This window comes from Variovorax sp. J22G73, assembly GCF_030317035.1.
Classification (GTDB): domain Bacteria; phylum Pseudomonadota; class Gammaproteobacteria; order Burkholderiales; family Burkholderiaceae_C; genus Variovorax.
Genome location: NZ_JASZYK010000003.1, coordinates 392637 through 404963, shown reverse-complemented (window position 1 = coordinate 404963; position 12327 = coordinate 392637). Strand labels below are relative to the sequence as shown.

Below are 12327 nucleotides of genomic sequence, written 5' to 3'. Positions count from 1 at the left end.
GCAATGACCCAAGACGAACAGAAGCTGGAAGCCCCGCGCCGGGCCTCCGCGCAGGAGATGCCCATCCTCGACCTGGGCCCGTGGCTGGCCGGCGGTCCCATCGGGCCGGTGGTCGAGCAGTTCAAGGCCGCATGCACCAACACCGGTTTCTTCTACGTGAAGAACCACGGCGTGCCGCAGGCCGTGATCGACGCGGTGTTCGACGCCACCCGCCGCTACATGTCGCTGTCGATGGAAGAGCGCCTGAAGGACCGCATCGACGAGCGCTTTCGCCGGGGCTTCATGCCCATGGGCGTCACGCAGCATCCGGGCCACAAGCCCGACCTGAAGGAAAGCTACGAGCTCGGCATGGACCTGCCGCTCACCGACCCCGACGTGGCCGGCGGCCTGCCGCTGCACGGCCCCAACCGCTGGCCCGCCGACAAGCCGTGGCTCGCGCCCGCGGCCATGGCCTACTTCGACGCCACCATCGCGCTGGGGCGCAACCTGCTGAAGATCTTCGCCTCGGCCGTGGGCAAGGACGAAGGCTTCTTCCTGCAGTACGCGACCAAGCCGATGGTGCAGTCGCGGCTCTTTCACTATCCGCCGCAGGAGTCGTTCACCAACCTCGAGCTGGGCGCCGCCGCGCACACCGACTACGGCATGCTGACCGTGCTGGCGCAAGACCCCATCGGCGGGCTGGAGCTGTGCACGCGCGGCGGCGAGTGGGTGGCCGCGCCTTATGTGGAAGGCACGCTGGTGGTCAACCTGGGCGACCTGGTGAAGGTGTGGACCAACGACGTCTATGTGTCGAACCCGCACCGCGTGGCGAACCGCACGGGCAGGGAGCGCTATTCGATTCCCACCTTCTTCAACCTCGACTACGACACGCCCGTGGCCTGCCTGCCCGAGTTCGCGCCGCGCGAAGGCGAGCCGCGGCATGCGCCCATCAAGTCGGGCGAGTACCTGGTGCGGCGCTTCGCGGCCGTGCAGAAGTACAAGACGCCCGCGGAGCTGGCCGCGGGTTGAACTGAATGCGCCGGCCAGGCACGCCGCAGCGCGGCGCTCGCCTCACTTGGCGGGCCGGGCCTTCGGCGCGCGCGATGCCCGCGATGTCTGCGATGTCTGTGATGCGCGCGGTTCGGCCCGCGGCTCCTCGGGCGGCCGGGCCAGCTTCTCTGCCTCCTCGAGCGCGGCCGTCAGCTCCGACAAAAAGGCGGCGACCGGAATCGGCAGGCTGCGGCCCTTGTGCACGCTCAGCGCCAAGCGCTGCGGCCGGGCGCGCGGGTCTTTCAGCGGCACGTAGGAGCCCGCCCTGGGCCGCCCGTGCGGGTCTTCCAGCGGCGTGGTCGTGAAGGTGAGGCACATGCCCTCGGCCGCCACGTTGCGCATGAGCTCGTAGGAGTTGGTTTCCAGCGCGATGCGCGGGCGGATCTTCGCCTTGGCGAGCATCTCGTCGTACTGCTGCTTGGCCCACAGCGACGAATCGAGCCACGACAGGCTGTACTCCGCGCAGTCGGACAGCCGCAGCGACTCGAAACCTTCCAGCGGATGCCCGTTGGGCACCAGCACATACAGCGGCAGCAGCCGCGAATAGACCACCGACAGGTCGTGGAAGGCGATGTCGCCGAAGGTGAAGCAGGCGTCCAGGTCGTCGTTGAGCAGCATCTCGCCCAGCGTGGGGCTGCCGCTGACCTTCACGCTGAACGAGATGCCCGGATAGCGCTTGGCGAAGCTGGAGAAAAACTGCGGCATGAAGTCGCGCGTGAGCGATTCGGGCATGCCGAAATTGACGTGCCCGCGCTTCAGGCCCTGCAGCGCCTCGATCTCGGAATGCAGCCGCCCCGACTCCTTGACGACGTTCTTGTGGTACCGCATGAGGATCTCGCCGGCCGCCGTGAGCTTGACCTTGCCGCGCCCCTGGCGCCGCTCCAGCAGGGGCGCGCCCAGCGAGTCTTCGAGCATGGCGAGCTGCCTGCTGATGGCGGAGGCCGCGACGTACAGGTTTTCGGAAGCCGCCCTGATCGAACCGGTGCGAACGACTTCGGCGAAGTACCGAAGCGAGGTCGTGGAGACAAGACTCAAGAAGAAACTCCGTGGGCTGGCACCAGGCAAGGTGCCGCGGCATGCAAGGCGATGCGCCGCGGAGATTCTTGCACGCATCGCGCGCGGCCGGCACAGCCGCCACGGCGGCTTCCACAGTGCGCGCGCGGGCTCAGCGCCCGGTGAACCGCGGCGCGCGCTTCTCCACGAACGCCGTCACGCCTTCCCGCGCGTCGGCGCTGCCGGCCCGCTCGTGCAGCAGCTTGCGCTCCATGGCCAGGTGCTCGTCGAAAGGCCGCGCGGGTGCGCCCGCGCACAGCGCCTTGATGCCCGCGAACGACGCGCTCGCCCCTTGCGCGAGCCGCGCAGCGAGCGCTTCGGCGGCGGCGGCCAGCTCGGCGTCGGGGTGCAGCGCATCGACGGCGCCCCAGGCCAGGCACTGCCGGCTGTCGATGGCGTCGCTCAGCATCAGCAGTTGCTGCGCCCGCACCGGCCCCACGCGCCGCGCGAGAAAGTAAGACGCCCCGGCATCCGGCGACAGGCCGATGGCCGCATAGCCCGTGCGCAGCTTCATCGACTCGGCCGCGAGCACGAAGTCGCCGCACAGCGCCAGCCCCACGCCCGCGCCGCCGACAGCGCCGTTCACCGCGACAACCAGCGGAGCGGGCTGGTTCGACAGGCGCAGCAAGGCCGGATGCAGCAGTTCGAGGATGTCGTCGACCAGCGCGGGCAATGCGTCGCGCGCGGCCACGAACTCGTCGATGTCGCCACCGGCGCAGAACACGCGGCCCTCGCCGGTCAGCAAGATGGCGCGCGGCGCCTGCGCGATCACCTCGTCGATGGCGCGCACCAGCGCAAGGCCGCTGGCGCGCCCGATGGCGTTGGCGCGCTCGGGCCGCTTCAGCACGATGCGGCCGATGTCGCCGGCCACGGCCCAGGCGATGCCTTCAAGCTGCTGCATGCTCAGATTCCGGTGAGGCCGCCGGTGCACATCAGCGTCTGGCCGCTCACGTAGTCGGACTCGGGCGCGCACAGCAGGTACACCGCGCCGGCCGCTTCCTCGGGTGTGCCGCCGCGGCCCAGCGGAATGGACTGTTCCATCATCGACAGCAGCCCCGGGTTGATGCCCACCTTGATCTCGCGGCCCTCGATGTTGGCGGTGGTCGCCTCGGCGGTGCTCGCGGTCAGCCGCGTCTGGATGAAGCCGAAGGCCACGCAGTTCACGGTGACGTTCATGCGGCCCCACTCCTTGGCCAGTGTTTGCGTGAGCCCGACGATGCCGGCCTTGGCGGTCGCGTAGTTGGACTGGCCCGCGTTGCCGAAGAGCCCCGCCACCGACGAGATGTTCACCACCTTGCGCACCACGCGCCGGCCCGCCTCGGTCTCCGATTTCGACAGCGCGCGAATCACCGGCTGCGCCGCGCGCAAGATGCGAAAGGGCGCGGTGAGGTGCACGTCGATCATGGCGTACCACTGCTCGTCGGTCATCTTCTGCACCACGCTGTCCCAGGTGTAGCCGGCGTTGTTCACGATGATGTCGAGGCCCTTGTATTCGCTCACGGCCGTGCCGACGAAGCGCTCCGCGAAATCCGGCGCGCCCACGCTGCCGACGCAGGCCACGGCCTCGCCGCCCGCCTCGCGAATGGCCTGCACGGTTTCTTCGGCCGGCGCCGCGTCGAGGTCGTTGACGACGATGCGCGCGCCCTCCGAGGCGAGCTTCAATGCAATGGCGCGGCCGATGCCGCGGCCCGAACCGGTGATGAGGGCGACCTTGCCGTCGAGCTTGGATGTCATGGTGTTCGTCTCTTTTTTTCTTTGAGTGAATCAGCGCAGCGCGACCAGCGCCTCGCCGGCGATGCGGGGCTGGCCGTACTGGTTGGCGCTCTGGATTTCCACGCGCACGCAGGGCTCGCCGTCGTGCACCAGCTTCTCGACCACGCGCCCGCTGCAGCGCACCGCGTGGCCCAGGTGGGTGATGCCCTGGAAGCGCACGTCGAAGCGGCGCAGCTGCGACTGCGGCGCCCACTGCGTGAGCAGCCGCCCCAGCCAGGCCATGCCCAGCATGCCCTGCGCGAACACGTCGGGCATGCCCGCCTTGCGCGCGAAATCGGTGTCGATGTGAATGGGGTTGTGGTCGCCCGAGGCGCCCGCGAACAGCGCGAGCGTGGTGCGGTTCACCGGCGGCAGTTGGAGCGCGGGCAGCTCGTCGCCGACCTGCACGGCGTCGTACGTCAAGGGGGTCGCTGTGGTCATGGCGTGTGCTTTCAATGCCTGCAGACGATCACGGCGCGCAGCTCGGCCACCAGTTCGTCGCGCTGGTTGGTAGCGCGCGAGGTCTTCACCACGAACTCGAGCGCGCCGTTCTTCTTGTCGTAGATGTCGGTGATGGTGGAGCGCACCGTCACCGTGTCGCCCACGCAGGCCGCGCGGTGGTAGCTGAAGCTCTGCTCGCCGTGCAGCAGCTTGGCGAGCGGAATCTGCAGGTCGGCCAGCAGCCGGTCGGAAGCACCCGAGTCGAGCTCGGCCGCGAACAGGAAGGTGGGCGGCGCGGGCAGGTCGGCGTAGCCGGCGTCGCGCGCGGCGGCAGCATCGGTGTAGATGGGGTCGGTCTCGCCGATGGCCTTGGCGAAGAACTGCAGCCGCGTGCGCTCGATGGGGAGCACCGAGGGCGGCAGCTCGTGGCCGATCCATTTCTTGTCGATCATCGTGTTGTCCTTACACGCGTTCGTACAGCGTGACCACGCACGCACCGCCGAGGCCGAGGTTGTGCTGCAGCGCCAGCCGCGCGCCCTCGACCTGGCGCTTGTCCGCCGTGCCGCGCAGTTGCTGGACCAGCTCGGTGCACTGCGCCAGCCCGGTGGCGCCCAGCGGATGCCCCTTCGACAGCAGCCCGCCCGAGGGGTTGGTCACCACCTTGCCGCCGTAGGTGTTGTCGCCGTCGACCACGAACTTTTCCGCGCCGCCCACCGGGCACAGGCCCAGCGCCTCGTAGCTGAGCAGCTCGTTGTGCGCGAAGCAGTCGTGCAGCTCGACCACGTCGACGTCTTGCGGGCCCACGCCGGCCGCGTCGTACACCTTCTGCGCGGCCTCCTGCGCCATGCTGAAGCCGACCACCTCGCGCATGTCGCGGCTCTCGAAGGTGATGGGGCGGTCGGTGGTCATGGCCTGGGCCTTGATGCGCACGCTGCGGTCCAGGCCGTGGCGTTCCGCGAAGCGCGGCGAGCACACGATGGCCGCGGCGGCGCCGCAGGTGGGCGGGCAGGCCATGAGCCGCGTCATCACGCCGGGCCACATGACGGGCGCGGCCATGACCTCGTCTTCGGTGACCACGGTGCGGAACAGCGCCACCGGGTTGTTCGACGCATGGCGACTGGCCTTGGCGCGGATCTTCGCGAAGGTGGACATCTGCGTGCCGTACTGCTGCATGTGCGCCAGCCCGGCGCCGCCGAAGTAGCGCAGCGCCAGCGGCACCTGCTCGTTGCCGACCAGCTCGTCGGTGATGTGCTCGAACTGGTCGAACGGGCTCGGGCGGTCGTTGAACACCGCGCCCAGCGCGCCGGGGCTCATGTGCTCGAAGCCCAGCGCCAGCACGCAGTCGGCCGCGCCGCTGGCCACGGCCTGGCGCGCGAGGAACAGCGCGGTGGAACCGGTGGAGCAGTTGTTGTTGACGTTGACGACCGGAATACCGGTCATGCCCACCTCGTACAGCGCGCGCTGGCCGGCAGTGGAGTCGCCGTATACGTAGCCCACGTAGGCCTGCTGCACCAGCTCGTAGCCGATGCCGGCGTCGTTCAGCGCGGCGTTGGTGGCGTGGCTGGCCATTTGCGGGTAGGGCTGGTTGGCGCCCGGCTTGGTGAACGGGATCATGCCGACCCCGACCACGTAGACGTCTTGACTCATGAGAATGGCTCCTGAAGGTGAGGGATGAAAGAGCGGATGAAAGAGTGAATGGAGTGGCTCAGGCCACGCTGCGCTGGCGGTCTTGCCAGAAGGGCTCGCGCAGCTTGGTCTTCAGCACCTTGCCCGCGCCCGACAGCGGCAGCGCGTCGACCACGGCCACGCTGCGCGGGCACTTGTAGTTGGCGATCAGCGTCTTGCAGTGCGCGATGAGTTCCTCGGGCTGCACGCCCTGCCCCGGCTTCAGCACCAGCACCGCATGCACCGCCTCGCCCCACGCGTCGCTCGGGATGCCGATGACGGCGCAGGCGGCCACCGCCGGGTGCTGGTTGATGGCGTTCTCGACCTCGGCGGAGTACACGTTCTCGCCGCCGCTGATGATCATGTCCTTCATGCGGTCGACCACGAAGATGAAGCCGTCGTCGTCCATGTAGGCGCCGTCGCCGGTGTGCATCCAGCCGTCGCGCAGCGCGGCGGCCGTTTGCTCGGGCTTGTTCCAGTAGCCCTGCATGGTGTTGGGGCCGCGCACGGCCACCTCGCCCACGGTGCCGCGCGGCACCTCGGCGCCCTCGACATCGACCACGCGCACTTCCATGCATACGCTGGCGCGCCCTGCCGAGCGCAGCTTGCCGGCCTTGCGGCCTTCGGCCGTGTGGAAGAACGCGGGCAGCAGCGTGGCGATGGGCGACAGCTCCGTCATGCCGTAGGCCTGCGCAAAGGCGACGCCGGGGAAGGCGTCCATGGCGCGGCTGAGCACCGCCTCCGAAATGGGCGACGCACCGTAGGTGATGTTCTTCAGGCTGCTCAGGTCGCGCGGCTTGCGCATGGCGGGATGGTCGACCAGCATCTGGATCATGGTGGGCACCAGCAGCAGGCTGGTCACGCGGTCGCGCTCGATGGCGTCGAGCACGCCCTCAGGCGTGAACATCGGAATGACGGCGTGCGTGTTGCCCACGAACCAGTGCGGCGTGGCCAGCCCCATGTCGGCCAGGTGGAACATGGGCGCGGCGTGCAGGTAGCAGCCGCCGGGCGCCGCCAGGCCCTCTGCCTGCGCGGCGAGCGCCGAGCTGCAGATGTTGGTGTGGCTGAGCATCACGCCCTTGGGAAAACCCGTGGTGCCGCCGGTGTAGAAGATGCCGGCCAAATCTTCGCCGCGGCGCACCGCATCGGGCACCGGCTCGGCGTTGTCGATCAGCCCTTCGTAGCCGTGCATGCCGGCGGGCACCGCGCCGTCGCCGCAGTACACCACTTCGCGCAGGCTCTTCGACTGGCCGCGCATCTGCTCGACCACGGCGCGGAAGGTCTCGTCGACCAGCAGGATGCTGGAGCCCGAGTCTTCCAGCGAGTAGAGGATTTCCGCGGGCGACCAGCGGATGTTGCAGGGGTTGAGCACGCCCCCGCCCCAGGGCACGGCCATCTGGTACTCCAGATAGCGGTCGGAGTTGAGCGACAGCATGGCGACGCGGTCGCCGGCCTGCATGCCGAGCCGCTGCAACGCGCCCGCCAGGCGCTCGACACGCCCGGCAAGGTCGCGAAAGGTGCGCGATCGGCCGGCGAAGCGCACGGCAATGGCATCGGGGCGCTGCTGGACGGCCCGGTGAAGGCCCTGGGTCATGTACATGGTGTTTGTCTCCATCTCGTTCTTGTGCCGTCGCATGGTAGAAAACCGGCCACCGCCCGGCGATTGCACTTCGCTTCGATCGCATGGCAGAAAAGGTCAATCCGCCGACACATGCTGCAACCGCCCGTCACCATTCCGATTGCCTTCGTGCAGGGCATGCTCTCGGGCGTGCGCGCGCGCGGCGCCGAGGCGGCGGTGTGCGTGGACACCGCGCTGGAAGACGCGGGCATCGCGCCCGCGCTGCTGCACGAGGTGGGCGCGCGAATCACGGCCGAGCAGTACGTGGCGCTGTTCGCGCTGCTGATCCAGCGCATGGACGACGAGGCGCTGGGCTTTCTCACGCGGCGGCTGCGCTGCGGCAGCTTCGCGCTGATGACGCGCTCCACGCTGGGCGCGCGCACCTTCGAGGTGGCGCTGCGCCGCGTGGCCCACACCTTCGGGCTGCTGCAGGACGACCTGTCGCTGGTGCTGCTGCGCGAAGGGCCGCTGGCGGGTTTCGGGCTGCAGCTGAACCACCCGCCCGCCACCTACCAGAACTTTCTTCACGAGCTGATGCTGCGCGTGTACTGGCGCCTGTCGGCATGGCTGCACGGCGGACGGCTGGTGGCGCGCCGCTTCGACTTCGGCTTCGAGTTGCCGCCCTATGCCGACGGCTACGCCAAGGTGTTCCCCGGGCCGCTGCAGTTCGGCCAGCCGCTGTCAGCCGTGTGGTTCGACGCCAGCGCGCTCGACACGCCGGTGCACCGCGACGCGCAGGAGATGCAGGCCTTCCTGGCGGCCTCGCCGGCCAACGTGATCCTGCCGCGCATGGCCGAGCAGGCCGTGAGCGCGCGGGTGCGCGCGGTGCTGCAGCAGCACCGCCCCGCCTGGGCCGACCTGGCGACCACGGCCGACGTGCTGCACATGTCGGTCAGCACGCTGCAGCGGCACCTGGCCACGGAGGGCACCTCGTTCCAGTCGCTGAAGGACCAGCTGCGGCGCGACCTGGCCATCGTGCGGCTGAACACCAGCACGGTGCCGCTCGCGGTGCTGGCCGAAGAGCTGGGCTTTGCCGACAGCGCGGCCTTCCAGCGGGCCTTCAAGGCCTGGACGGGCGGCGCACCGGGGTCGTACCGGCGGCGCATGCCGCCGGGCTGAGTTTTCAGAACTTTCCGGAATTACAGCCATCCGCGCGACAATTCGGCGCATGGCTTCTTCCACCGACCTTCCTCCCCTCAACCGCCAGTTCGTCGCCCATTTCGGCGAGATGGGCAGCAAGTGGGGCATCAACCGCACCGTCGGGCAGATCTATGCGCTGCTCTACCTGTCGCAGCGCGCGCTCAATGCCGACGAGATCGCCGAGCTGCTGGAGTTCTCGCGCTCCAACGTCAGCATGGGCCTGAAGGAGCTGCAGGCCTGGCGCCTGGTGCACCTGCGCCACCACGCGGGCGACCGGCGCGAGTATTTCGAGGCGCCTTCGGACGTGTGGGAAATCTTTCGCGTGCTGGCCGAGGAGCGCCGCCGCCGCGAGATCGAGCCCACGCTGTCGATGCTGCGCAACGCGCTGCTGGAGTCTCCGACCAGCGACGCCGAGCGCCATGCGCAGGAGCGCATGCGCGAGATGCACGACCTGATCGACCGGCTGATGACATGGTTCGACGACGTGCAGCGGCTCGCGCCCGAAACGGCCATGAAGCTCATGGGCATGGGCGCGACCGTGACGAAGGTGCTGACGCTGAAGGACCGCATCACGGGCGGCGGAGCGTCGAAGAAAAAACCCTGAGAGCGAGCCCTGAGAGCGAGTTGAAAGAGCCTTGAGAGGGCCCCCGAAAGGGCTCCTGCAGGCTCAGAGCCGCTCCTGCCCTCCCGCGGGCTCGGGCGTCTCGAGCTTGGCCTTGCGAACGGCGTCGTCGTCCATCAGCTCGTACCACATGGCGTTGAGCACGGCGAATGCGGCTGCCAGCGGCAGGCCGAGGATCCAGGCGAAGTACCACATCTTTTTTTCCTCCGGTTCAGTAGGCGTGTCCGCTCTCGTCGCGGATCGCCTGTTCGTCGACCTTGCCCCACAGCACGTGGTAGACCCAGCTGGTGTAGGCCACGATGATGGGAATGAAGAACGCCGTGACCACCAGCATGATGAACAGCGTGAGGTGGCTCGACGACGAGTCCCACACCGTGAGGCTGGCGCGCGGGTCGATCGACGACGGCAGGATGAACGGGAACATCGACGCGCCCACGCTCAGGATGATGCCGGCGATGCCCAGCGCCGCGGTCAGCAGCGCCAGCACCGGGCGGCGCAGCACCAGGCCCAGCAACGCACCCAGCGCACCGACGAAGCCGAGCGCGGGCGCGGCCAGCGTCCAGGGGTGGGCGGCGTAGTTGGCGGTCCATGCGCCGGCGTGCAGCTCGACGGTCTTCAGCATCGGGTTCGACGGCCCCACCGTGTCGACCACGCTGCTGATGCGGTAGCCGCCGATGCTCGAGGCCAGCAGCACGCCCGCCAGCGCATACAGCGCGATGGTGAGCACCGCCGCGACCATGCCGTAGGTGCGCGCACGCTCGGCCACCGCACCCTGCGTCTTCAGCAGCAGCCAGGCCGCGCCGTGCATGACGAGCATGGCGACCGACACCAGCCCGCACAGGATGGCGAAGGGGTTCAGCAGGCCGAAGAAGCCGCCGTCGTAGAAGATGTGCATGTCGGCGTTGAAGCGAAACGGCACGCCCTGCAGCACGTTGCCCACGGCCACGCCGCAGATCAGCGCGGGCACGAAGCCGCTGAAGAACAGCACCCAGTCCCAGCGCGCGCGCCACTGCGCGGACTCGCGCTTGCTGCGGAACTTGAAGGCCACGGGCCGCAGGATGAGCGCCGTAAGAATCACGAACATCGCCAGGTAGAAGCCCGAGAACGACACCGCGTACAGCTGCGGCCACGCCGCGAAGATGGCGCCGCCCCCGAGGATCAGCCAGACCTGGTTGCCCTCCCACACCGGCCCCACGCTGTTGATGACAACGCGCCGCTCGATGTCGTCGCGCGCCGCGAAGGGCAGCAGCATGCCGCTGCCCAGGTCGAAGCCGTCGGTCACGGCGAAGCCCACCAGCAGCACGCCGATGAGCAGCCACCAGATGAAGCGCAGGGTGTCGTAGTCGAGGAGTGTGTGGAGAATCATGCGGCGCTCCCGGTGGAAGAAAGGGCGGCGGCCGAGGCGGTGCTGGCACCTGTGCCTGTGCCTGCGTGGGCCGGCGGAACGTGCGAGAGCGTGTCGCCCTCGTCGGGCGAATGCTCGGCCTGCGGGCCCTTGCGAATGGCCTTGAGCATCAGCTTCATCTCGATGACGAGCAGCACGGTGTAGATGGCGATGAAGCCCGCGAGCGTGAGCAGCAGCGTCTTCACGCCCAGGTTCGACACGGCCACCGCGGTGGGCAGCACGCCTTCGATCACCCAGGGCTGGCGGCCGAACTCGGCCACCAGCCAGCCGGACTCGATGGCGATCCACGGCAGCGGAATCGCGAACACGGCGAGCTTCAGCAGCCAGCGGTAGCTGTCGAGCTTGCGGCGCGCCGACAGCACGAAGAAGGTGCCCGTCAGCAAGATCAGCAGCATGCCGATGCCCACCATCACGCGGAACAGCCAGAACAGCGGCGCCACCTGCGGCACGGTGTCCCATGCGGCCTTGGTGATCTGCTCGTCGGTGGCGGTGCGCGGGTCGTCCACGTAGCGCTTGAGCAGCAGCGCATAGCCCATGTTGATGCCGTTGTCTTCGAAGTCGCCGCGCACGCCCTGCGTCACCTTGCCGGTGCCACCGGCCTCGCGGATCTTCTGCAGCGCGTCGTAGGCCTTCAGGCCCTCTCGAATGCGGGCTTCGGCGCGCTTCACGAGCTCGTCGATGCCGGGCATCACCGTGTCCAGCGAGCGCGTGCCGATGAGGCCCATCACGCCCGGAATGTGAATGGCGTAGTGCGTCTCGCGCGCCTCCTGGTCGGGAAAGCCGATGACGGTGAAGGCCGCGGGCGCGGGCTGCGTCTCCCACATGGCCTCGATGGCGGCGAGCTTCATCTTCTGGTGTTCGCCCGAGAGGTAGCCGCTCTCGTCGCCGAGCACCGCCACCGACAGCGCGGCGGCCAGGCCAAACGAGGCCGCCACCGTCATCGAGCGCTTGGCCAGCTCCAGGTGACGGCCCTTGAGCACGTACCAGGCCGACACACCCAGCACGAACACGGCGGCGCACACATAGCCGGCCGACACGGTGTGCACGAACTTGGCCTGCGCCACCGGGTTGGTCAGCACCGCGAAGAAATCGGTCACTTCCATGCGCATGGTCTGCGGGTTGAAGGCAGCGCCCACGGGGTTCTGCATCCAGCCGTTGGCAATGAGGATCCACAGCGCCGAGAAGTTCGAGCCGATGGCCACCGCCCACGTCGCCGTCAGGTGGCCCACCTTGGAGAGCTTGTCCCAGCCGAAGAAGAACAGGCCCACGAAGGTGGCTTCCATGAAGAAGGCCATGAGCCCTTCGATGGCCAGCGGCGCGCCGAAGATGTCGCCGACGTAGTGGCTGTAGTAGCTCCAGTTCATGCCGAACTGGAACTCCATCACGATGCCGGTGGCCACGCCCATGGCGAAGTTGATGCCGAACAGCACACCCCAGAACTTGGTCATGTCGCGCCAGATCACGCGCCCGGTCATCACGTAGACCGTCTCCATGATGGCGAGGATGATCGAGAGCCCGAGCGTGAGCGGCACGAACAGGAAGTGGTACAGCGCCGTCACGGCGAACTGCAGGCGCGATAGCGCAACGATGTCGAGGTCCATG

The 12327-nt window shown here is 68.6% G+C and carries 13 protein-coding genes; 3 read left to right on the top strand and 10 right to left on the bottom strand.

The window, feature by feature from the left end; translation table 11 throughout:
* The first annotated feature begins 3 nt into the window (after positions 1-3).
* On the top strand, positions 4-1008 hold the full coding sequence (locus QTI51_RS14495) for an isopenicillin N synthase family dioxygenase (RefSeq protein ID WP_286514601.1): 1005 nt from the start codon (positions 4-6) through the stop codon (positions 1006-1008).
* Positions 1009-1050: 42 nt separating this feature from the next.
* On the opposite strand, the gene QTI51_RS14490 is transcribed toward QTI51_RS14495, so the two are convergent.
* The 7 genes from QTI51_RS14490 to QTI51_RS14460 form a co-directional block, all read right to left on the bottom strand.
* Positions 1051-2064 carry a LysR family transcriptional regulator gene (locus QTI51_RS14490; protein WP_286514598.1) on the bottom strand — a complete coding sequence of 338 codons (1014 nt, stop codon included), beginning with the start codon at positions 2062-2064 and terminating at the stop codon, positions 1051-1053.
* A 130-nt stretch (positions 2065-2194) separates the two neighbouring features.
* Complete coding sequence (locus QTI51_RS14485) at positions 2195-2983, bottom strand: enoyl-CoA hydratase-related protein (protein WP_286514595.1); 789 nt, start codon at positions 2981-2983, stop codon at positions 2195-2197.
* Between the two features lie 2 nt (positions 2984-2985).
* Positions 2986-3816 carry an SDR family NAD(P)-dependent oxidoreductase gene (locus tag QTI51_RS14480; RefSeq protein ID WP_286514593.1) on the bottom strand — a complete coding sequence of 277 codons (831 nt, stop codon included), beginning with the start codon at positions 3814-3816 and terminating at the stop codon, positions 2986-2988.
* 30 nt (positions 3817-3846) lie between these two features.
* Positions 3847-4275, bottom strand: a complete 429-nt coding sequence (locus tag QTI51_RS14475) for a MaoC family dehydratase (protein ID WP_286514591.1) — start codon at positions 4273-4275, stop codon at positions 3847-3849.
* 11 nt (positions 4276-4286) lie between these two features.
* Positions 4287-4727 carry a MaoC family dehydratase N-terminal domain-containing protein gene (locus tag QTI51_RS14470; protein WP_116909790.1) on the bottom strand — a complete coding sequence of 147 codons (441 nt, stop codon included), beginning with the start codon at positions 4725-4727 and terminating at the stop codon, positions 4287-4289.
* A 10-nt stretch (positions 4728-4737) separates the two neighbouring features.
* Positions 4738-5922, bottom strand: a complete 1185-nt coding sequence (locus QTI51_RS14465) for a lipid-transfer protein (RefSeq protein ID WP_286514587.1) — start codon at positions 5920-5922, stop codon at positions 4738-4740.
* 58 nt (positions 5923-5980) lie between these two features.
* The gene (locus tag QTI51_RS14460; protein WP_286514583.1) at positions 5981-7555 is read right to left on the bottom strand and encodes a long-chain-fatty-acid--CoA ligase; all 1575 of its coding nucleotides are present in this window, start codon (positions 7553-7555) and stop codon (positions 5981-5983) included.
* 96 nt (positions 7556-7651) lie between these two features.
* On the opposite strand from QTI51_RS14460, the gene QTI51_RS14455 reads away from it, so the two are divergent.
* Both QTI51_RS14455 and QTI51_RS14450 read left to right on the top strand, forming a co-directional pair.
* Complete coding sequence (locus QTI51_RS14455; RefSeq protein ID WP_286514581.1) at positions 7652-8677, top strand: AraC family transcriptional regulator; 1026 nt, start codon at positions 7652-7654, stop codon at positions 8675-8677.
* A gap of 49 nt (positions 8678-8726) precedes the next feature.
* Positions 8727-9302 (top strand): GbsR/MarR family transcriptional regulator, encoded by a 576-nt coding sequence (locus QTI51_RS14450; RefSeq protein WP_116909793.1) that lies wholly within the window; start codon positions 8727-8729, stop codon positions 9300-9302.
* Positions 9303-9365: 63 nt separating this feature from the next.
* On the opposite strand, the gene cydX is transcribed toward QTI51_RS14450, so the two are convergent.
* From cydX to QTI51_RS14435, 3 genes are read right to left on the bottom strand one after another with little or no spacing between them, the layout of a single operon-like run.
* Entirely contained in the window at positions 9366-9515 is a 150-nt protein-coding gene (gene cydX, locus QTI51_RS14445; RefSeq protein ID WP_116909794.1) for a cytochrome bd-I oxidase subunit CydX, read from the bottom strand.
* Positions 9516-9531: 16 nt separating this feature from the next.
* Positions 9532-10686, bottom strand: coding sequence for a cytochrome d ubiquinol oxidase subunit II (gene cydB, locus QTI51_RS14440; RefSeq protein WP_286514577.1), 1155 nt, complete (start codon positions 10684-10686; stop codon positions 9532-9534).
* On the bottom strand, positions 10683-12326 hold the full coding sequence (locus QTI51_RS14435; RefSeq protein ID WP_286514575.1) for a cytochrome ubiquinol oxidase subunit I: 1644 nt from the start codon (positions 12324-12326) through the stop codon (positions 10683-10685). The genes cydB and QTI51_RS14435 overlap by 4 nt, the downstream gene beginning before the upstream one ends.
* Position 12327: the final 1 nt, after the last annotated feature.